The organism is Rhizobium sp. PL01, assembly GCF_033447125.1.
In the GTDB taxonomy this organism is placed as follows: domain Bacteria; phylum Pseudomonadota; class Alphaproteobacteria; order Rhizobiales; family Rhizobiaceae; genus Pararhizobium.
Map to the genome: position 1 here is coordinate 1 of NZ_JAWQUM010000004.1, position 22,284 is coordinate 22,284.

General features: G+C 59.3%; 16 protein-coding genes and 1 tRNA gene. 8 read left to right on the top strand and 9 right to left on the bottom strand.

The annotated features are described in order from the left end of the window. Positions 1–150 precede the first annotated feature (150 nt). Positions 151–227, top strand: a tRNA-Met gene (locus tag R6X40_RS10490). A 380-nt stretch (positions 228–607) separates the two neighbouring features. Next, on the top strand, positions 608–2,107 hold the full coding sequence (locus R6X40_RS10495; RefSeq protein ID WP_318413287.1) for a lytic transglycosylase F: 1,500 nt from the start codon (positions 608–610) through the stop codon (positions 2,105–2,107). Positions 2,108–2,188: 81 nt separating this feature from the next. On the opposite strand, the gene R6X40_RS10500 is transcribed toward R6X40_RS10495, so the two are convergent. The 4 genes from R6X40_RS10500 to R6X40_RS10515 all read right to left on the bottom strand — a co-directional run bounded on the left by R6X40_RS10500 (position 2,189) and on the right by R6X40_RS10515 (position 8,091). Beyond that, positions 2,189–3,724, bottom strand: coding sequence for a SpoVR family protein (locus R6X40_RS10500; RefSeq protein WP_318413290.1), 1,536 nt, complete (start codon positions 3,722–3,724; stop codon positions 2,189–2,191). Between the two features lie 12 nt (positions 3,725–3,736). Further along, positions 3,737–5,050, bottom strand: coding sequence for a YeaH/YhbH family protein (locus R6X40_RS10505; RefSeq protein WP_318413292.1), 1,314 nt, complete (start codon positions 5,048–5,050; stop codon positions 3,737–3,739). A 26-nt stretch (positions 5,051–5,076) separates the two neighbouring features. Further along, the gene (locus tag R6X40_RS10510) at positions 5,077–7,026 is read right to left on the bottom strand and encodes a PrkA family serine protein kinase (protein WP_318414186.1); all 1,950 of its coding nucleotides are present in this window, start codon (positions 7,024–7,026) and stop codon (positions 5,077–5,079) included. A gap of 369 nt (positions 7,027–7,395) precedes the next feature. Next, positions 7,396–8,091 carry a phosphoribosyltransferase gene (locus R6X40_RS10515; protein ID WP_318413294.1) on the bottom strand — a complete coding sequence of 232 codons (696 nt, stop codon included), beginning with the start codon at positions 8,089–8,091 and terminating at the stop codon, positions 7,396–7,398. 140 nt (positions 8,092–8,231) lie between these two features. On the opposite strand from R6X40_RS10515, the gene R6X40_RS10520 reads away from it, so the two are divergent. From R6X40_RS10520 to R6X40_RS10545, 6 genes are all read left to right on the top strand, one after another. Continuing rightward, a complete protein-coding gene (locus R6X40_RS10520; protein ID WP_318413296.1) occupies positions 8,232–9,404 on the top strand; it encodes a M20 aminoacylase family protein in 1,173 nt (390 codons plus the stop codon). A gap of 426 nt (positions 9,405–9,830) precedes the next feature. Continuing rightward, complete coding sequence (locus R6X40_RS10525) at positions 9,831–11,651, top strand: ABC transporter ATP-binding protein (protein WP_318413298.1); 1,821 nt, start codon at positions 9,831–9,833, stop codon at positions 11,649–11,651. 41 nt (positions 11,652–11,692) lie between these two features. Continuing rightward, entirely contained in the window at positions 11,693–13,228 is a 1,536-nt protein-coding gene (locus tag R6X40_RS10530) for an ABC transporter substrate-binding protein (protein ID WP_318413300.1), read from the top strand. Positions 13,229–13,295: 67 nt separating this feature from the next. Next, positions 13,296–14,219, top strand: a complete 924-nt coding sequence (locus R6X40_RS10535) for an ABC transporter permease (protein ID WP_318413303.1) — start codon at positions 13,296–13,298, stop codon at positions 14,217–14,219. 5 nt (positions 14,220–14,224) lie between these two features. Further along, complete coding sequence (locus tag R6X40_RS10540; RefSeq protein ID WP_318413305.1) at positions 14,225–15,073, top strand: ABC transporter permease; 849 nt, start codon at positions 14,225–14,227, stop codon at positions 15,071–15,073. 4 nt (positions 15,074–15,077) lie between these two features. Then, positions 15,078–16,805, top strand: a complete 1,728-nt coding sequence (locus tag R6X40_RS10545) for a M14 family metallopeptidase (protein ID WP_318413306.1) — start codon at positions 15,078–15,080, stop codon at positions 16,803–16,805. Positions 16,806–16,859: 54 nt separating this feature from the next. Here R6X40_RS10545 and R6X40_RS10550 read toward each other — a convergent pair whose 3' ends face one another. From R6X40_RS10550 to R6X40_RS10570, 5 genes are read right to left on the bottom strand one after another with little or no spacing between them, the layout of a single operon-like run. Further along, positions 16,860–18,644 carry an adenine deaminase gene (locus R6X40_RS10550; protein WP_318413308.1) on the bottom strand — a complete coding sequence of 595 codons (1,785 nt, stop codon included), beginning with the start codon at positions 18,642–18,644 and terminating at the stop codon, positions 16,860–16,862. Beyond that, positions 18,641–19,564 carry a nucleoside hydrolase gene (locus R6X40_RS10555; protein WP_318413309.1) on the bottom strand — a complete coding sequence of 308 codons (924 nt, stop codon included), beginning with the start codon at positions 19,562–19,564 and terminating at the stop codon, positions 18,641–18,643. Before R6X40_RS10555 ends, R6X40_RS10550 begins: the two co-directional genes overlap by 4 nt. Before the next feature lie 6 nt (positions 19,565–19,570). After that, positions 19,571–20,596: an ABC transporter ATP-binding protein gene (locus tag R6X40_RS10560; protein WP_318413312.1), complete on the bottom strand. Its 1,026-nt coding sequence runs from the start codon at positions 20,594–20,596 to the stop codon at positions 19,571–19,573. Beyond that, positions 20,589–21,368 (bottom strand): ABC transporter permease, encoded by a 780-nt coding sequence (locus tag R6X40_RS10565; RefSeq protein ID WP_318413314.1) that lies wholly within the window; start codon positions 21,366–21,368, stop codon positions 20,589–20,591. Before R6X40_RS10565 ends, R6X40_RS10560 begins: the two co-directional genes overlap by 8 nt. Next, a complete protein-coding gene (locus tag R6X40_RS10570; RefSeq protein ID WP_318413315.1) occupies positions 21,365–22,192 on the bottom strand; it encodes an ABC transporter permease in 828 nt (275 codons plus the stop codon). Before R6X40_RS10570 ends, R6X40_RS10565 begins: the two co-directional genes overlap by 4 nt. Positions 22,193–22,284 lie beyond the last annotated feature (92 nt).

Here is a 22,284-nt window from a genome sequence, read left to right on the forward strand (position 1 = left end):
CCAATGTCCAAGTGCACAAGCGACAAGTTCCTAAGAACGTGCGCTGGTAGAAAAGGCGATAAATCCGCAGGATTTACGCTGGTAGAACCAACATTCGGCGAAGCCGAATGCACAAACGCGACAAATCCCAGTAGGGATTTGCACGGATAGCGCGGGGTGGAGCAGCCCGGTAGCTCGTCAGGCTCATAACCTGAAGGCCGCAGGTTCAAATCCTGCCCCCGCAACCAAATCAAAAGCCCCGAAGACAGAAATGTCCCCGGGGCTTTTTTGCGTTCAAAAGGGCAAGCTCTTTTGGGAGGGGAAGCCCGAGGAGTTCGTTGCGCTTGGCAGAAGTGTCGAACTCGGCTGGTAATCTTCGCGCAGGCTCACTGCTCCAACGGATGCAGGACCGCCATAAATGCCCGGATGGCTGATACCATAGTGAATAGCCCCACAGGTGGTTGCTCCTGTGTGCGAATACCGACGCTGGAGTTGTGCCTTAAATTCTGACAGGATCGAGTATCGGTTTGTTCAGCGGAGACCGAACTACCGCCGAGTGCGGCTCTTTCGTTGGCCTTCGATCCAACTTTATGCCGTGGTGTCATTCAGGGCGTTTTATGTGAATGTGATGCGTCTGGAGACTGTTCCGGACGCGATCTGGGGGCTGATAATGATGCGCGAATTGCTCGTGAGGCTGGTGCTTGCTGTCGTTTTTGTGGTTGTCGGTCTGCAGGGGGCCTACGCAACGGACAAGCCTTCCGCACTCACCGCGATCATGCCGAAAGCAGATACCGGCGATCTCGATGCCATGACCAAGCGGCGGTTGATCCGTATCCTGGTGCCATTTAGCAAGACGATCTATTTCATCGACAAGGGGCGGCAGTTCGGGACGTCCGTCGAGTTTGGAACGGCCCTCGAAGCCGAGTTGAACAAGGGGAAGAAGAAGGAGATCGAGCGCGTTCGCGTTGCCTTTATTCCGACAAGCCGCGACAGGTTGCTGCCTGCCCTCAATGAGGGGAAGGGCGACATCGTGATGGCGAACCTGACCATAACGCCGAAACGGCTGGAGCAGGTCGATTTCAGTGCGCCGATCTATGACAAGGCGAACGAGGTGCTTGTGACCGGTCCATCAGCGCCGGCGATCGGCGGTGTGGACGATCTATCCGGCCAGGAAATTTCCGTGCGCCGGACAAGCAGCTACTACGAGCATCTGGCGGCGCTCAATGAACAGTTGAAGGCGCAGGGCAAAGCGGAAATCCAGATCAGACAGATCGACGAAAACCTTGAGGATGAGGACCTGATGGAGATGGTCAATGCGGGGCTTTTGCCCTGGACGATCGTCGATCAGTACAAGGCCAACATCTGGGCGGAAGTGTTCACCGATCTGAAGGTCAGAGATGATATCGCCGTTTCGACCAACGGCCAGACCGCCTGGGCGATCCGCAAGAACAGTCCGCAGCTGAAGGCGATGCTTGATGCGTTTGCCGGGTCCCACAAGATCGGCACAACGTTCGGCAATATGCTGAAGGCCAGCTATTTCAAGAGCGGCAAGATGCTAAAGCGGGCCTATTCCCCCGATGATGTCGAAAGGTTCAAGACGCTTGTCGCCATCTTTCGAAAGCATGCCGGGGAATATTCCTTTGATTATCTGATGCTGATGGCGCAGGGATATCAGGAATCCCAGCTCGACCAGTCCCGGCACAGTCCGCGCGGCGCAGTCGGCGTCATGCAGCTTCTGCCAGCGACTGCGGCCGGCAAGGAAATCGGCATCAAGGATATCGCCTCCAGCGAGGATCGGAACGTCGAGGCAGGCGCCAAATATCTGCGGCATCTGATGGACACCTATATCAACGAGCCGAACATGACAGCGCGCGATCGTCAGTTGATGGCGTTTGCCGCCTACAACGCCGGGCCGGGGAACCTGCGGAAGTTTCGCCACAAGGCGACCGAAATGGGGCTGGATCCGAATATATGGTTCGGCAATGTCGAGAATTCAGCGGCGGCGATCGTGGGTCGCGAAACCGTGCAATATGTCAGCAATATCTTCAAATATTACGTCGCCTACAGCTTGTTGGAAGAGCAGGCGGAAAAGAAAGCTGGTCTCTCAGGCGCGCCGCCGCCGCAATAGGTGCGTCTTCCGATGCAACTGTGTCACGTGCCAGCGCCGAGGTACATGCGCCGTTCTGTCCAGAGCAATGTTTTTCGGCGACTACGCCGTCGAGCATTCATAACGTATCCTACCGCTGTCAGCCTCGACACCAGCCAGGCTCACATCATAACCCCATAAATGACGGATATGACGCAATGTCGCGTCACGGTTTGCTTCTTCCAGCACAATCCCGTTCTTGATCCGGTGCTCCAGCCGTAGCTGCCGGTCCCCTAGCAGATCCACATCGATAACCTGGATATCCTGCTGGTTGGCCCCGATATCGTAGTTGAGCGCCAACGCCTTGCGGATATCAGCGTAACCGCGCTCATTGTGGATCGATGCGACCTCGCAATATTTGTTGTCCGCCTGATCGGTCAGTTGGAACAGTCTGAATTTGCGGATCAGTGCCGGGCTTAGATATTGCAGGATGAAAGATTCGTCGCGGTGGTTTGCCCAGGCGTCGAGCAGGGTCTCGCGCCATTTTCCGCTGCCGGCAATGTCGGGGAACCAATCGCGGTCCTCCGATGTCGGCACGTTACAGATGCGCTCGATGTCCTGCATCATGGCAAATCCGAGCGCATAGGGATTGATGCCGGAATAGCGGGGATCATCGAAATGCGGCTGAAAAACCACGCTGGAATGGCTGTGGAGCATTTCCAGCATGACGCCTTCGCTGATCTTGCCCTGATCGAACAGCCTGTTGATGATGGTGTAATGTACGAAGGTGGCACAGCCCTCGTTCATCACCTTGGTCTGCCGCTGCGGATAGAAATATTGCGCGATCACCCGGACGATGCGCAACAACTCCCGTTGCCACGGTTCCAGGATCAGGCTGTTCTTTTCCAGGAAGTAGAGCAGGTTCTCTTCCGGTAGATTGAGGACCTTCTTGCGCTCCAGGGCGTCGCGTTCTTCATCTTCAGGGTCGGGTTTTCCGGTGGCGCGTGGAAGAGTGCGCCACAGATCGCTGTAGGTCTGCTCCTCGTATTCCAGTCTTTCCCGGGCACGCTCCTGTTCCTTCTTCGATGACAGGCGGGGCGGGCGGCGGTAGCGGAATACGCCTTGGTCCATCAGCGCATGGGCAGAATCGAGAATGGCCTCGACGGCCGACGTCCCGTGTCTTTCTTCGCATTTGACGATGTATTTCTTTGAGAACTCCATGTAGTCGAGGATGGCCCCGGCATCGGTCCATTGGCGGAACAGGTAGTTGTTCTTGAAGAAGTGATTGTGGCCGAAGGCCGCATGGGCAGTCACCAGGGTCTGCATGGCCATGGTGTTTTCTTCCATCAGATAGCTGATGCAGGGATTGGAGTTGATTACCAGCTCATAGGCAAGACCATGATGGCCTTTGCGATAGCCGTGTTCCTCATAGACGAAGCGTTTGCCGAACGACCAGTGCTGGTACATCAGCGGCATGCCGACGGACGAATAGGCGTCGAGCATCTGCTCGGACGAGATGATCTCGAGCTGGTTGGGGTAGACGTCGAGCCCGAGTTCATCGATCGCGATCTTCTCGATCGCGTCATAGGTGCGCGACAGCGTCTTGAAGTTCCAGTCGGAGCTGTGGAACAGCAATTTTGAGCCTGCGTTCTTTGCCATGCCGGGATCCGTTCAGCTGCGAAATTGCAGGGTTGGCTGCCTGGCGAAGAGCTTTCGGAAGACAGGGTAGATATCGGACGGCCGGGCGATCCGGGTCATCTGGAAATTTGGCCATTCGCCGTCGACTGTGCGATAGGCACGCCAGAGCGAGGTGCCGTTGTCGGTCGATCCGAAGATTTCGCTCTCGCGTTCGTCGATGATTTCGACATAGGCGTAATACTGGCAAAGCCGCATCACTTCGGACGTCAGAAGGGAGGCGCAGCGCTCCGAATCGCGGGAGGCATTGTCGCCGTCGGATGCCTGGGCGGCATAGATGTTCCATTCCTTTGCCGGATAACGTTCCTGAATGATGCGCAGCATTTCCTCAAGCGCCGTGGAGACCACCGTGCCGCCGCTCTGGGTGCTGTAGAAGAATGTCTCTTCGTCGACTTCACCCGCCTCGTCGGTGTGGCGGATGAAGACGATGTCGATCCGGTCATACCGGCGTTTCAGGAACAGATGCAGCAGCACGAAGAAGCGCTTGGCGAGATCCTTCTCCCGTTCGCCCATCGAACTGGAGACATCCATCAGGCAGAACATCACCGCATTGGCGTTGGGCAGTGGTTGGCGCTCGAACCGGTTGAAACGGATATCGACGGGATCGACATAGGGAATGCGCCGGCGCCGGCGTTCCAGCATATCGAGTTGCGCCCGCAAGGCTTCCAGATGCTGGCGCTGGGCGACGTCAAGCGCCGGTTCCGTTGCGAGCCCTTCGATTTCCTGTGCCAATGCCTCCAGTGTCTTTCGCTTGGGACGCTGCAACGCGATGCGGCGCCCGTAGCTGTTGCGCATGGTACGGCTGACATTGATATTGGTCGGAGAGCCGCTGGTGGCAAAGCCTGCGCGGCGCGGTTTGAAGGCGACGGCTTCCTTCAGGCTGAGCTTGATCATGTCGGGCAGTTCAAGATCCTCGAAAAATAGTTCGAGCACTTCCTCGCGCGACAGCAGGAACTGGAAATCGTCCTCGTCATCGCCTTTTCCGGCTTGAGAGCCGGAGCCACCGCCGCCTTGTGGTTTGTCGATGCGATCTCCCGGCATGTAATCTCGGTTGCCGGGAAGGACATATTGCCGGTCGCCAGTCCCGCGCGCGGGCTGGAAGGTTGGCTCGCTGGCACCGCGCGCAGGCATGGGAACCACGTGTCCCGAATCGACGTCGGCGATCCGGTCGGTTTTGACGCGATCCTTGATGAAGCGTTTCAACTCCTCCCGGGCCCGCTTCAGAAAGCGTTGGCGGTTTCCGAGACTCTTGTCCTTCGGGTTGAGACGGCGGTCGATGAAATTCGGCATTGGCTACCCCCAGACATCGGTATGTCTCACCCCGCTTTGTTGACGCGCATGTACCATTCCACCAGCCTGCGCACCTGCCGCTCGGTATATCCCCGCTCGATCATGCGGTGGACGAATTCGGCATGCTGTTTCTCGCTGGCGCTGTCCTTCTTGGAGCCGAAGCTGATGACCGGCAGCAAATCTTCCACCTGGCCGAACATCCGCTTTTCGATCACTTCGCGCAGCTTTTCGTAGCTCATCCAGGACGGGTTGCGGCCGTTGTTCTTGGCGCGGGCCCGCAGGGTGAACTTGACAACCTCGTTGCGGAAATCCTTCGGATTGGCGATGCCGGCCGGTTTTTCGATTTGCGACAATTCATTGTCGAGGATCGTCCGGTTGAGTATTTGCCCCGTGTCGGGATCCTTGAAATCCTGATCCTCGAGCCAGGCGTCGGCATAGGCGATATAGCGGTCGAACAGGTTCTGGCCGTATTCGCTGTAGGATTCCAGATAGGCCTTCTGGATTTCGTGGCCGATGAATTCGGCATAACGGGTGGCGAGCTCAGATTTGATGAAGTTGAGATAGGCCGCCTCGGTTTCCTTGGGGAACTGTTCGCGTTTGATAGCCTGTTCGATGACATACATCAGATGTACCGGATCGGCGGCGATCTCCTTGCTGTCGTAGTTGAAGGTCTCCGACAGCACCTTGAAGGCGAAGCGGGTGCTGACGCCGTTCATGCCCTCATCGACACCGGCAGCGTCGCGATATTCCTGCACCGATTTCGCCTTGGGATCGACGTCCTTGAGATTCTCTCCGTCATAGACACGCATCTTGGTATAAAGCGGCGAGTTTTCATGCGGGGTCAGCCGCGTCGAAACGGTGAAGCGGCTGAGGCTTTCCAGAACTTCTGGCGCGCAGGGGTTCTTGGCAAGCTCGCTTTCGCGCAGCAGCTTGTCGTAGATCTGCCGCTCTTCGGTTACCCGCAGGCAATAGGGCACCTTGACCACGAGGATGCGGTCAAGGAAGGCCTCGTTGTTGCGGTTGTTCTTGAACTGCAGCCATTCGGATTCATTCGAATGGGCAACGACGATGCCCTGATAGGGGAAGGCGCCGAAATTCTCAGTGCCGTTGTAATTGCCTTCCTGCGTCGCCGTCAGCAGCGGATGCAGCACCTTGATCGGCGCCTTGAACATTTCCACGAATTCCAGCAGGCCCTGCGTCGTGCGGTTCAGGCCGCCGCTGTAGGAATAGGCGTCGGGGTCGGCCTGGCTGAAGTTTTCGAGCTGGCGGATATCGACTTTTCCGACCAGCGAAGAGACGTCCTGGTTGTTTTCATCGCCCGGCTCGGTCTTGGCGATGCCGATCTGGCGCAGGCGCGAGGGCATCATCTTGACGACGCTGAATTTCGAAATATCGCCACCGACTTCGTCAAGGCGCTTGGTCGCCCAGGGCGAGATCATGCCGGTCAAACGGCGTCTGGCAATGCCGTATTTGTCTTCGAGAAGATCGGCCATGCGCTCTGGGTGGAAAAGGCCGAGCGGTGATTCAAAGACCGGGCTGATCTGCCCGCCCACCATCAATGTGTAGATCGGCCGCTGCTCCATCAGCTTCTTCAGGCGTTCAGCCAGCGAGGATTTGCCGCCACCGACTGGGCCGAGCAGATAGAGTATCTGCTTGCGCTCTTCGAGGCCCTGCGCGGCATAGCGGAAGTAGCCGACGATCCGCTCGATCGTGTCTTCCATTCCGTAGAAATCGGCGAATGCCGGATAGACCTTGATGGTTCGATTGGAGAAAATGCGGCCAAGGCGCTCGTCGGCGCTGGTCTCAACGAAGTTGGGCTCGCCAATGGCATCGACCATGCGCTCCTGTGCGGTGGCGTACATGCTTTTGTCGTCGCGGCACGCGAGCAGGTATTCCTGGAGACTCATCTCCTCCCGCGCGGTGCTGGTATAAATCTCCGAAAAGAGATCGAAGACATCGGACTGGGTATTTTGCATCATGCTCTCCCGCGGCCGGTTCGTTGAGACGGGATCGCTGCCTGTCGGCTCGCTCAACGAGATGAACGTTTCCTTGCTCTCGAAAGTTCCTTCAAATAATTGTTACTGCTGAGAAACCGGCAACGAAGAGGGCCACCCCATCTGGGCGGAACCGACGGATCTTGGATCCTAGTCGAAGGGCGCACCGGTAATCGCGCAACCTCGCTCAGATCCGAATCACCGTCTTTGATGATCGTTCCGAAATCTTCCCGTCCAGCGTAACACAATAGTGCCGACAACCATCATGCCATCGTTGATGTTCACAACTTTTGGGGAAGTAAATTTGTGCCCACACGCGAATTGATGCTTTTTCGCTCGGCCAAATTGTGACTATCCGGCAGGGCCACCCGGGTCGCTCCAGCTCCCGTCGGCGGTTTTAAACAATAACGGTGTGGCGAAAACTCCGGCAGTTTTCTCCGGCCAGCGGCTGTCCAAAGCCGTCAGCCGGTCTACCCAGCGGCGGGATTGCAACATGGCGGCGCCAATGGCCACCGGTTCGACTCCGGCAAGGGCGAGAAGGGACAGGCCGGCGGCGATGGATGTGCCGCTGGAGATGACGTCGTCGATGAGAACAACGCGGCGGTTTTCCAGAAGTGGGAGCATTCGCGGATCGATATAGAGCCGTTTTGTCTGGTCCGGTGTGGTGATCGAAGACATCGGTACGGACAGATCAGCCTGATACCAGAATTTCGGCGAGGTCCCGAGCGGGACATAACGGCTGTGGCCGAGCACCCGTGCGACGGCGCTGGCGAGTGTCAGGCCGAGTGTCGGCAAGCCAACAATGACGTCGGGCTGGAACGGTTTCAGCTTCTCGGCAAGCTGGGCGGCCAGCGCATCCTGAACAACAAAGCTTGCCTGATTGACGATCAACGACGCCAGAGCATGAGTGCCATCGGACAGCGGACGGATTGGCAGGCGGAGCTGGCGCCCATCCGTCAGGGTGGCCGGATAAAAATCCCGATGGGTTTTATCCGGATCGAACGTGTTTGCTGGATGGATTTCCTGCCAGAAGTCATGCGGCTGCACGGCGTCTTCCTTTAAGCCAAACTGTGAGGGAGGTGTTCGGTTTTCTGAGGTTTTGCTCTATACCGGAAGAACGTCTAGGGGAAGTCTGTGGAGCCCCGACAAACAGCGGACCACCCCACGATCCAAGGAATTGCCTGCTTATGCGCCTGCCTGAAATCCTGACTGCTGACCTGCCTTTCCTCACTGCGTTGCGCCGCGATCTGCATGCGCACCCGGAACTCGGCTTCGAGGAGGAGCGCACCAGCGCTATCGTCGCGGATTTATTGGAGAAGGCCGGGATAGCCGTGACACGCGGATTGGGCGGCACTGGCGTAGTTGGCACACTGCAGATCGGCAATGGCACGCGCAGCATCGGCCTTCGCGCTGACATGGACGCATTGGCAATGCCGGAAACGGCGGATCGTCCCTACAAGTCAACGGTCGATGGCAAGATGCATGCCTGTGGCCATGATGGTCACACGGCCTTGTTGCTTGGCGCAGCCCGTTATCTGGCTGAGACCCGAAACTTCTCCGGCACCGTGCATTTTATCTTTCAGCCGGCGGAAGAAGGGCGTGGCGGCGCTCGCCGCATGGTGGAGGATGGGCTGTTCAAGCGGTTTCCCTGTGATGCCGTTTACGGCCTGCACAATATGCCCGGCCTTGATACCAATGAAATGGCCGTGGTTGTGGGGCCGCAGCTGGCTTCTTCCGATAGCTGGCGCGTGACGTTTCGCGGCACCGGTACGCACGGGGCGAAGCCCCATCTGGGCAAGGACCCGATCACCGCTGCCGGAACCTTTCTTGCCTCTCTCCAGACGATCGTCGGCCGGGTCGTTGACCCGCTGCAGCCGGCCGTGGTCAGCGCCTGTTCGGTGCAGGCGGGCAACCCGAAGGCGCTCAATGTCATTCCGGATATTGTCGAGATCGGCGGGACTGCGCGGGCCTATTCGCCTGAGGTGCGCGATCAGCTGGAAACCGAAATCGGCCGTCTGGCAAGTGGCACCGCAGCCATGTACGGCATTGCGGCCGAATACGGCTTCGAGCGCCGCATCCCGCCCGTTGTCAACGACGCCGATGCGACGGCGCGCGCGTTGAAGGCGGCCGGTACGGTCTTCGGTGACAAACTCAGAACCGTCTTTCCTCCGTCAACGGCGGGTGACGATTTCGCCTATTTCGCGGGCGAGGCTCCAGGGTGTTATGTTTGGCTCGGCAACGGCCCGGCGGTCGATGGCGCCCTGCACCACAACACCGCCTATGATTTCAATGATGATGCAATCGGCCCGGGTGTAGCGTTCTGGACGACGCTGGTCGAACAGGAGCTGGCTCCCGCCTGAAGCTTTGGTTCGGGCTGCGCATTGCACGGCTAATACACGGCGTTACGTATTCCCTCGGTGCGGCGAGGGCCTCGCGCTTCAGCAGAAGCGCCCCCTTGATGCTGCTCTTTTGATGCTTGCCGAGGGCGCATTTCATTTGTCTTGCCATTCTTTGCGGCTGAACTGGTGCGCCTATGCTTGGCCGCAGCAGGAAAATCACGTGCGAAGACGTTCCAAAGGAAGCTTCGATTAATCAACAATGACAGCTAACTGTAGGGCGATATGCATTTATTGCTCAACACTATGGACATGATTGTTTACAATCGGTAGCGTTATCCAAACGTCTTTGGGATGGAGGATTTCGAGTGCTGATTCATGCGTGTTTCATTCACGACAGCCTACCGCTTCCCGCACCCCAATGGCGCAAGAGCAGCCGGAGGCCCTGACATGTCCATGACTGACCGCAAAACGCTGATTTCGGTCGAAGACCTTACGGTCAATTTTGGCGTCAACCGTGTGGTGGAAAATCTTTCCTTCTCCGTCGCGCCCGGCAAAACCGTGGCGGTCGTCGGCGAATCCGGGTCCGGAAAATCCATCACGTCGCTCGCGGTCATGCGCCTTGCAGACATGATGGGTGCGACGTTCTCCGCGGGCCGAATCCTGTTTGGAGAAAAGGATCTGCTGCAAACTTCTCAGAAGGCGATGCGGCGCATTCGCGGCAAGGAGATCGCCATGATCTTCCAGGAGCCGATGACCTCGCTGAATCCTGTCTTCACGATCGGCGAGCAGATCTGCGAAGTTCTTATACTGCACGAGGCGATGAGCAAATCCACGGCGATGGCAGAGGCGAGGCGGCTTCTGGATATGGTTCGCCTGCCGGATTCCGAGCAACTTCTGAAGCGTTACCCGCATCAGCTTTCCGGCGGCATGCGCCAGCGCGTGATGATTGCCATGGCATTGGCCTGCCGGCCGAAGCTGCTGATTGCCGACGAGCCGACAACGGCGCTCGACGTGACCATCCAGGCACAGATCCTCCACATCATGCGGGACCTGCAGCAGGAACTCGGCATGGGTATGATCTTCATCACGCATGACATGGGCGTCGTGGCCGAGATGGCGGATGATGTCGTCGTCATGTGGAAGGGTAAGAAGGTCGAGGAAGGCCCCGTTCGCGAGATTTTCGCCAATCCGCAGCATCCCTATACCCGTACGCTTCTGGCGGCTGTACCACGCTTGGGCAGCATGACGGGGGAGGCGTTCCCCAAGCGCATGCCGGTTACCGTACTCCGCGATGGAGCGCCGATAGTTGTCGGCGAAGAGCGGGTGCAGGACACCGCCCGTTATGATGAAAAGCCGCTGCTTTCGGTCAAGGATCTTTCCGTCAGTTTCGATATCCGCAAGTCTCTCTTTGGCAAGGTAACGCATCGCCTCAGCGCCGTATCGAAGGTCGGCTTCGATATCTATCCGGGCGAGACTTTGGCGCTCGTGGGCGAATCCGGTTCCGGAAAGTCCACCATCGGCCGGACGATCCAGCAGCTGCAGACCACGATGACGGGTGACATCGCGTTTAACGGCAAGCCCTTATCGTCCATGTCAGCCGCCGAGCGTTTTCGCCTGCGCCAGGACGTCCAGTATATATTCCAGGATCCCTTCGCCTCGCTCGATCCGCGCAAGACCGTTGGTTTCTCGATCGCCGAGCCGATCAATACGCATGGCTTGATTGCAGGCTCAAAGGCCGTGCGCCGGCGTGTTGACGAACTGCTTGAGCGCGTCGGTCTGACATCGGCCCATGCGGATCGTTATCCGCACGAATTTTCCGGTGGGCAGCGCCAACGTGTCTGCATCGCGCGTGCGCTTGCCTCCGAACCGAAGCTGATCATCGCGGACGAGGCGCTGTCAGCGCTCGATGTGTCGATCCAGGCGCAGATCATCAATCTGTTCATGGATTTGCAGGCCGAGCGTGGCCTCGCTTATCTCTTCATCAGCCATGACATGGCGGTGGTCGAGGAAATCAGCCATCGCGTTGCCGTTCTTTATCTGGGCCAGATCATGGAGATGGGTAGCCGCCGGCAAGTGTTCGAAACGCCGCAGCACGATTATACCCGCCGGCTTCTGTCGGCCGTTCCTGTCGCAGATCCGAACAGGGAGCGCAAAAGCACCCTGATCGTTGGTGACATACCCAATCCTGTTCACCGCGTCGGCGATGAACCGGCCATTCTCGTTCACGAGGAAATTAATCCAGGCCACTTCGTCGCAAAGGTGGCCTGATACCGACGAAAAATTGCAAGCAACTGGAGAGGAACAGCGACATGCAAACAATCAAACGGGGACTGACAACAGCCTTCATGGCACTTGCCCTGTCGGGTACAGCCTTTTATGCCGGACCGGCCCTTGCCGCCGGCAAGATGACGATTTCGAGCCCGCAGGACCCCGGCAGCTGGGACCCGATCGACACCTTTCTGGTGCAGTGGGCCGCAGTCGCGACCAATATTTTCGACGGCCTGACCTACCGTGGTTCCGATCTCAAGCTCGTACCGGGTCTTGCAGAATCGTGGGAAGAGCTGGATGAGGGCAAACGTATTCGCTTCAAGCTGCGCCAGAACGTCAAGTTCCACAACGGCGAAGCCTTCGACGCCCAGGCGGTGAAGTTTACCTTCGAACGCCTGCTCGGCGAGGAGGGCGCCAAGGGGCCGCAACGCTCCAATTACACCAGCATCGAAAGTGTCGACGTGATCGACGACTACACCGTCGACATGAAGCTGAAGACACCCGATCCGGTGCTGCTGACCAAGCTTGCCGGTTATGGCGCGATGATCGTTCCCCCGAAGTACATTCAGGAAAAGGGCGAGGACAATTTCAACATTCATCCGGTCGGCACCGGTGCGTTCAAGTTCACCGCCTATCAGCCCAAGGTCAACATCCAGCTGGAAGCCAATGCCGATTACTGGGGCGGGGCGCCAAAACTCTCCGAAGTGGAATACCGCTTCATCACCGAGCCTGCGACGGCTGTTGCCGAGCTTCAGGCTGGCCGCGTCGATCTGGTGATCCCGCCGACCATTCCGATCGGCATGATTCCGGTGATCGAAGGCGATGCGAACCTGGCTATCGTCAGCGTTCCGGGACCGACGGTCGATGCGCTGCGCTTCAACACACGCGACGGCATCACCGCCGACCCCAAGGTGCGCAAGGCGATCATCATGGCCGTCGACCGCGCAACGATCGTTCAGGCGATCCTGGCCGGTCAGGCCTCGGAGATTGTCAGCTTCCAGAGCGCACTTTCTTTCGGTTACGATGCGGACCTGAAAGCTGTTGCCTATGATCCGGAAGGTGCCAAGAAGCTTCTGGCGGAAGCCGGCGTCAAGCCGGGTGCCACCCTGCAGATCGATATCCGCGGCAATGACTCGACGATGAACGAAGTTGCCCAGGTTGTTGCCAGCTACCTGCAGATGGTCGGGATAACAGCGACGATCAAGCCTTACGAAACCAACGTCCTGATCAACGACATTATTCCGCAGGGCAAGACGGGCGCCATGTTCCAGCAGAAATGGGGTGGCTGGACGTTCGATTACGACAACACCGCCTATGCGATGTATCACTCCGGCGAGAAGTGGAATCCTTACGACAAGGATGACACGCTGGACAAGCTCCTGGAATCGCAGCGTCCGCTCACGGACCGCGCAGAACGGGAAAAGATCCTGAAGGAAGTCGGCCGCTATGCCGCTGACCGGGCGCTGGAACTGCCGCTTTACAACAGCAATGCCATCTACGGCATCAGCAAGCGGGTGAAGGGCTTTGTTGCCCCTTCGGACAACCGCCTGAAGCTGACCGACGTGACCGTCGAGTAATCTGAAGACCCCTGTGCCGCCCCACCAGTGGGCGGCACTTTTTCCCTTACCTTCAAGGATCACGAACGTGGCCGGTTTCCTTATCAAGCGATTGCTGCAGGCGATCCTCGTCGTCTTCGCCATTACGCTTGTCGTCTCTTTCGCCATCCGCCTGACCGGCGATCCCGCTCTGATGATGTTCCAGGGTGGTGGCAGCATGACCGAAGAGGACCTGATGCGCATCCGTGCATCGCTGGGCACCGACCAGCCGTTCATCATGCAGTATCTGAACTTTCTCAAGGGCATGGTGACGCTTGATTTCGGGCGCAGCTTTACCGGCGGAACCCCTGTCTCGCTGCTGATCGGCAATGCGCTGCCAGCGACGCTGCTGCTCGCGTTCATCTCCATGTTCGTGTCGATTGCGCTGTCCATACCGCTTGGCATCAAGGCTGCGACGTCGAGGGGCAAGGGCGCCGATCAGGCGATCCGCATTCTCTCGCTCATCGGTCTTTCCTTCCCGAATTTCTGGCTTGCCACCATGCTGGTTCTACTGTTTGCGGTGACGCTCGGATGGCTGCCGCCGAGCGGCATGTCGGGATGGGCGAGCTATGTCATGCCGGCGGTGACGATGGGCATTATCTTGACGGCCACCAATGTCCGGCTGGTACGCACCTCGATGCTGGAAACCCTGCAATCGCAATATGTCATGGTCGCGCGCGCAAAGGGCCTGAGCGAAACGACGGTGCTTTACAAGCATGCGCTACGCAACTGTGCCATTCCGCTCATCACCTATTTCGGCCTGCAGTTCGGCGGACTTCTCGGCGGTATTGTCGTCGTTGAACGTGTCTTCAACTGGCCGGGCATGGGCACGCTTGCCTTCGACGCCGTCTCGGGCCGCGACTACCCCGTTCTGCAAGCCGTCATCACCGTTCTGTCGCTGATGATCGTCGGCGTCAATCTCCTGGTCGACATTGCCTACGGGCTCGTCGATCCGCGCATTCGTACGGAGTAACCGCAATGGCCACCAAAACCTCCCGCCTGTCGCGGTTCAACAGCCTGGAATTCATTCTCGGTGCATCACTGACGCTCATCATATGCCTTGCGGTGCTGTTGTCTGATGTGCTGTTTCCCGGCGGTGCTGAAAAGATCGACCTGATGGCACGTCTCGCAAAGCCATTCGCCAGCGCGGCCCATCCCTTGGGCACGGACCCGCTTGGGCGGGATGTGCTGGCGCGGGTGGTTGCTGGCGGCAAGATTTCGTTGCTTGTCGGCTTCACCTCGGTGATTGGCGCCGTGATCTTCGGCGTGCTGATGGGCCTCATCGCCGGTTATTATCGTGGTTTCTGGGATATGCTGGTGATGCGCTTTGCCGATCTGCAGTTGGCCATGCCGTTCATTCTGCTGGCTATTACCTTCATCGCCATCGTTGGCGGCAGCCTGACCAATACCATCATCCTGCTGATCGTTTCCCAATGGGTGCAATATGCGCGCGTGGTGCGCGGTTCGGTGCTGACATTGCGCGAGCGGGAATTCATTCTCTCTGCCCGGGCAATCGGCGTTCGCGACCTGCGCATCATTTTTCAGCATCTGCTGCCGAACCTGATCGGCCCGGTCATCGTTCTGATGACGCTCAATGTCGCCAACAACATTCTTTTGGAAAGCAGCCTGACCTTCCTCGGGCTCGGCGTCGATCCCACCATCCCGAGCTGGGGTGGCATGCTGGCCGATGGCCGCACCTACCTCCAGACTGCCTGGTGGGTCAGCGTCTTCCCGGGTCTTGCGATCCTGCTGACGGTGCTTGGTCTCAACATTCTCGGCGACTGGCTGCGTGACAGCCTTGACCCGACTGGCAGAACTTCGAGGTAATCCGATGAACGCGATATTCGAGAAATTCTTTGAGCGTACGCTCGACCAGTTGTCGGCGCGCGCTGCGCCGGGCGAACGTTTCGAGGCGTGGACCTTCGACGACCGCAAGAGCCGTGCAGCGGCAGAACGCACGTTGGCCGAAAAAGGCATTACGGCCCGCATCCGCAGTGCCTACAAACCGTTGCTCTCCTTCTTTCTCGAAGAGGCGGACCTTGAGGGCGTCGAAGCCATCGAGATCCGTTATCCGGTTCATTCAGCAGCATCCGAGAACCGCTTTCGCCTCGAGACCTATCCGCTGGCTGCGCTGGTTGGCGACGCCAAGATCACTTTTATCCCCCGCACCGACGACGGCTTCTTTTATGATGTAACGCTGACGGGCGCCGGCACCCCGCAATCCTTTACCGTCCTTGCGCCAAACCGGGTTCATCAGGACCGCACAGGGCAAACCAATCTCTCCCCAACAGGCTGGTTGCGCCGCGCAGGTGAAACGACCGGCCAACGGCTGGAAACGGACTACGAGGCTGTGTTCGAGGCTGCGATCTCCGCGATCGCCGATTATGACTGGGGCAAGGATGAGCCCTATTTCGAAGAATTGAACATCCGTATCGGCCATCCGGCCGAGGACGAGCCGCTAGCGATTGGCGATGAAGTGATCAGCCTGCGCGAAGCGCTTCATGAGGACTTGTATTTTTCGCTTCTCGAATTTTTCCAGAAGAAGTCCGGCCGCCCGCTGGGCGATCGTGGTCTGCGGCCCGGCATGATCGTCCCGGAAGTCGTGAAGGGTGAAGGCACTATTACTCTCGCCATCACGACCCGCACCTTATCGACCGCTTTCCTTGATGGTGCCGAGCAGGCGATCGATGTGGCCCAAGAACCGCTGGCTGCAGCCCAGGTGGCGGCACAGTTGGAGATGATCGGCGGGGAAGGTTTTATCGCCCGTACCCGGTCGGGCCGCACGGTTTCGGCGCGCTATATCGCCGGCAGCGATGCTTCGGTCATGATCAGCGGCGGGCAGCATCCGAACGAAACCACCGGGATCGTCGGTTCCCTGCGCGCCGCGGCCAAGCTTACTGAGCGGGCAGGTGCAAATTTCACCATTTCGCCGCTCGAAAATCCGGATGGTTATGCGGTCCATCAACGCTTGCGCCGCGACAATCCGCGCCACATGCATCACGCTGCCCGTTATACCGCGCTCGGTGACGATCTCGAATACCGCACGCATCAAAACGCCGGTGGGCACGTCAACGAAAAGGAAATCCGCTTCAAGGCGCAAGACCTGAGCGGCGCGCAGTTGCATGTGAACCTGCACGGCTACCCCGCGCACGAGTGGACGCGGCCGTTGTCGGGTTATGTGCCGCGCGGTTTTGGCGCCTGGACCCTGCCAAAGGGTTTCTTTCTCATCATGCGCCATCACTCTGGCTGGGAAAGTCAGTCGGAAACGTTGCTTGACCGTGTGACGCGGCATCTCGGCGAGATACCCGGTCTTCTGGCGTATAATGACAGGCAGATCGCACTCTACGAGATCCATGCCGGTGAAACCGGTTTCCGCATCATCAACGGTTTCCCCTGCATGACCTCGGTGGATGATCGCCATACGGTGCCGATGACCCTGATCACCGAATATCCGGACGAGACCATTTACGGCGATGACTTTATCGCGGGTCACACAGCGCAGATGGAACTGGTCCTCTCCGCCTATGCGGCCTGGCAGGATATCGTGCTGGTCAGCTAATTCCGGCAAATGTCTCAATATGGTCGGTCATCGGCGATGGCCGACCATGAGAGTTCACTTCGTCAGGACCGGGCTTTCAATGAGCAAACCGGTTTCGACATCGGCAATGCCTCTGTCCGTTTGGTGCGGGCCGGCGTTGCAGGCAAGGGTGGCTCCAAAACAGGCCTTGAAGATCAGATAGGGCGGTTGCCAGTCGACGACATCGTCCATGGCGGCGCGGACAGCTGCAAAATCTCCAGCCACGTTGTCCAGGGAAGCATCAGAGACCAAGCCGGACAACGGCAACGGCAGGATGGCCTTGATCACTCCATTGGAGGCCACCGCCATGCCGCCGCCGGCTGCGATCACCGCATTTGCAGCAACTGCCATATCTACAGGGTCGCTGCCAAAGACCGTGAGGTTATGGCTATCGTGGGAAACGGTATTGGCGAATGCGCCGCGCCACTCTCCCCAACCCCGCAGGAAGCCAACACGCGGTCTGCTGTCGCCGCGTCCGTGGCGATGCGCCACGGCAATCAGGGTCGTGCCTTCGGGCGGCACAACGAAACCATCCCGCACATCCGCTTCGGTTTCACCCCATCGGGTAAAACGTGGCTGGTCGATGGTCGCGATCCGTACCATGTCCTCACTGGAGGCAATGCGGAAATCGCCAGCCGTCAACGGTGCAATTTTCATCGAATGTTCAAGTGCGGATGTATCGGCCGATGCGATATCCGCGAGCATGCGGCCGTCCGTTGCGACAACAGCGCCATTGGCGATGACAATGCACGCCCTGAGGTCGCTGAGGTTATCGAACACGGCAATATCGGCACGGCGGCCTGCAGCCACGAGACCGAGATCAGAGCGCCCCAGCCGTTGCGCGGCATTGAGCGTGGCTGCTTGCAGCGCCCATTCCGGCTTCAGCCCGTAGCGCACCAGCCGTCGGACCACATCATCCAGACCGCCCCCTGTTGCGAGGTCGTCGGGAAAGACATCGTCGGTGCAGAGGGTGACTGTCTGCGGTAGATGACCGAGTGTGTTCAGAGCTTCGACAAATTCCGGCAGCAGATGATCGTGGGAGCCGCGCAGCTCGATCGTCAGGCCGGCGCGCAGTTTTTCCATCAGATCGCCTGATGACACCAGTTCATGGTCGGAACTGACGCCAGCAGCCATGAAGGCGGCGAGATCGCCACCCTTCAGGCCGCGCGCATGGCCGCAGATCAGCTTATCCGAATTCAACCCCGCCTGAACGATGGCGCTCATGCGGGGATCGCCGTCAATCACGCCGCGCATGTTCATGACCTCAGCGATACCGCCGATTTCCGGCCAGGACAGCAGATCGGCAATCACACCAGCATCGAAATCGGCGCCGTTCAGCTCCAGTCCCGGAGCAGAGGGAACGCAGGATGGCGCCAACAGGATCATGCGCAGCGGCGACGCCTTGGCGGCATCAGCGGCAAACCGCACCCCGGCGACGCCGTGGACATTGCCGAATTCATGGGGATCCCAGACGATCGTCGTTACGCCACGCGGGAGAACAGCGGCGGCATAGGTCGCCGGCGTCACCATCGAGCTTTCGATATGCATATGCGTGTCGATCAGGCCCGGTGAAACGAAACTGCCGGAGATATCGATGATCTCCACTGCATCCGTCCGCGACCCGCTTAAGTGGACGCTGGCGATCAGCGGTCCAACGATGCCGATATCGGCTGCCCGCAGTTCGCCCGTCACCATATCGACCAATGTGCCGTTAACGATCAGGATGTCGAAAGGCGCGTCGCCCCGTGCGGCCGCAACCGCGCGGGTGCGCAGGCCGACGCCGTTGAGGTCGGCGGGTTCGCTTGCTGTGGGATATGTCACTTGCCGGCCTCCCAAAGCAACGCGTCCAGCACGATCGACTTGATCGTGGCCGCATCGCAATCGGCCGCGAATTCGGCATTGAAGGCGCCATGACTGGCGCGGATTTCCACCACGGTGCGGCCACGTGTCAGCGAACCGGAAAGCTCCATGCCGATCCGTGCCGGCTGGAAGGTGACGAGATCAGGCCGCACGAAGGCGGCGGCAGCTGCAGGATCGTAGATCGCCATCGCGGGTCGGCCACGGCTGACGCCGATATCGATATAACCGGCGAGCATGTCGGCGATCAGTGCGGCGTTGGCTCCGCCTGCCTGCCGTACCGGTTCGATATCGGCGGGTGCGGCCAGAACCTTGCGGCAGAAGTCGAGATCGACCATCCGCAACGGCAGGCTGTGCGACAAGACGATGGCAACAGCTTCCGGGTCGGCAAGGGCATTGAATTCGGCTGATGCCGTGTGGTTGCCGCGCGACAGGCCGCCACCCATCCAGGTGAGTTCGTCGATCCGGGCTGCAAGATCGGGCCGCGCTAGCGCCAGCGCGGCGATATTGGTAATCGGCCCGAGCGCCAGGATGCGGCGTGGAGAGGGTGTGTTTTCCAGCCAGCGGCAAAGTGCGGAGAAGGCATTGTCGCTTGCCGCATCATCGGCATCCGGCAATGTCAGCCCGGCAGTTGGAATACCGGTCTCGCCGAGAATTTCCTGCGCGGTTTCGAGTGCGCCCAGGACCGGTTGGCTGCGCCCTGCATGAACGGGAATGGTCCAGCCAAATGCCTTGGCCGCACCTGCTGTGTTGCGCCGAACCTGGTCCATCGGCGTATTACCGAACACCAGCGATATGCCGTCGATGACGATGTCCGCGTGCATTACGACCAGAATGGCCGCGATGTCGTCAAAGCCCATATCCGTATCGATCCAGACACCCATGACGGCTTACCCGAAACGCTTGAGGACGGCAGCGCCTTCGACCGGCAGGTCAAAGGCGACGGTGGCGCCGAGTGCATGGGCAGGCAGGGTCGCATCCACCTCCGTCTTGATGATGCCGAGCGGCGTTTCCAGCACGTATTCGCGCGTGCCGCCGGCAAAGGAGACGCCGCGTACAGTGCCGGTTAACGGGCCGGATCCGAGAGCAACGGCGCGGGGGCGCCAGGCAAGGCCTGCAACATCAGGCAGCGCCCTGGAGAGGGAGACTGCGCCATTGGCTGTGGTGAGTTTGCCGTCGCGGATGGCGAAGATGTTTTCGAAGCCGACGAAATCGGCGACGAAGCTGGAGACCGGATGGTTGTAGATCTCTTCCGGGGTGCCGATCTGTTCGATGGCACCGTTCTTCATCACGACGATCCGGTCGGCGAGCGCCAGGGCTTCGACCTGATCGTGGGTGACGAAGATCATCGTCACGCCGCTTTCCTTCTGCACGCGCTGCAGTTCCGTGCGCATTTCGAGCCTCAGGCGCGCGTCGAGATTGGACAGTGGCTCGTCAAGCAGAAGCACTTTCGGTTCCATGACCATTGAGCGGGCGAGCGCCACGCGCTGTTGCTGGCCGCCGGACAGTTCCGGGGTCTTGCGGTCGGCGAAGGCTGAAAGGCCGACGGATTTGAGACCGGCGGTGACCTTTGTTTCCAGCTCGGTGCCGCGCATGCCCTTCAGCTTGAGGCCAAAGGCGACATTTTCGAACACCGTCAGGTGCGGGAACAGCGCGTAGGACTGGAAGACCAGCCCGACCGCCCGCTTGTTGGCGGCAACCCGGGTGATATCGGCGCCGTCGAGACTGATACGGCCGCCAACCGGGGTCATCAGCCCTGCAATTGAACGCATGGTGGTGGTCTTGCCGCAGCCGGAAGGGCCGAGCAGCGCCAAAAGTTCGCCTTTGCGAATCTCGAGATCGAGATCCTTGACGGCAATCGTTTTGCCGTAGGCGAGGGAGAGCTTGTCGAGGGTGAGGAAGGATGTGTCAGACATAGCGGGAGAACCCCAGAAAACGTTCGGCGGCAAAGACGATACCGATGGAGAGGAAAGCGAGCAGCGAAGACAGGGCGGCGATCGACGGGTCGAAGACGATCTCCATGTAACCGAGCATATCGATCGGCAGTGTGCGGACACCCGGTCCGGAAAGGAACAGCGAAACCGGGACCTGATTGAAGCTGGTGACGAAGCCGAGGATGAAGGCCGACAGTATACCGCCGCGAATGTTCGGCAGCACGACGCGGAAGAACGCGCCGAGCCGTGACGACCCGAGCAGCACGGCAGCCTCTTCCATATCCGAGCGCAGGTTGTTGAGGCTGGCGGAGACGACCCGCACTGCATAGGGCAGGATCAGTGCAGTATGCGCGAGGAATAGCGCCAGCGTGATCGAGACACCGATGGGCACGACGAAATAACGCAGCAACGCCAGACCGACGATGATGCCGGGGACGATGATCGGGGCTGAGACGATGGTGCGCACGGTCTCGGCCAATGGCAACTTGTAACGCGACATCGCATAGGCGGCGGGAATGCCGAGCAGAAGCGCTGCAAAGGTGCCGCCGATCGCCAGGAACATCGACATCACGAAGCTGTCGCGAAAACTCTCGACGGTGAAGACCTTGAGGATCCACTTGAACGAGAAGCCCTGCGGCGGAAAGGCCAGCGTATCGCCTGCCGAAAACGAGGCGGCGACGATGATCAGGAAGGGACCGATCAGGAAGATCAGCACCAGAAGCAGCGTGATCGGGGCAAACAGTCTCGGGGTCATCGTTTGTTCCTCGCCGTTGCGATCCGCTTGAGGAGAATATTGGCGGCAAAACTCATGACGATCAGGATGAAGGCGATGACGCTCGCCGATACGAAATTGTTGGCGACGGTGACCTGCTGGTAGAGCAGCGTCTCCAGCATCAGCACCTTCGATCCGCCGAGAATGGCAGGCGTGATATAGGCGGTCATCGAACCGGTGAAGACCAGCGTTCCGCCGACCACAAGGCCCTCGCGGGTGAGCGGCAGAATGACCTTCCAGAACACCTGAAGCCAGTTGGCGCCGAGCACGCGGGCGGCGGGCACCACGTCTTTCGGCAGGTTTTCAAGCGCGCTGATCAGCGAAATCACCATCAGCGGCAGGAAGAGCTGCAGCAGGCCGATGAAGACGGCGGTTTCGCTGAAAAGGATTCGGATCGGTTCGTCGCTGAGCCCAATGGCCATCAATGCCTGGTTGACGATGCCTGTGCGGCCGAGAATGACGATCCAGGCATAGGTGCGGGCGACCGGCGAAATCATCAGCGGCAGAACGACAAGCCCGATCATCCGGCCTTTGGCGCCCGGCGGCAGGCTGACGATGGCAAACGCCGTGGCATAGCCGATCACGGCTGCGGCTGCGGTGACAAGCGCGCCCAGCTTCAGCGTGCGCAGAAAGACCGTCCGGTTCAGCGGCTGCGAGAAGAAATCCGCATAGGCCGACAGGCTCCAGCTATCCGCCGATCGGAAACCTTCCGACAACAGCAGGATGACCGGCACGAGGAAGACCAGGCCAGCGAAAATCGCGGCCGGTAGGGCGAGCGCCAATGCTTCTGCCCGGTTCTGGAACATGGTTCGTCGTCTCCAGCAAGTTCAAATAGGATCAACGCGATTGCCGGCGATCCCTGCAACTCTTGTTCGTGAGCCGGCCCCATTCCCTCTCC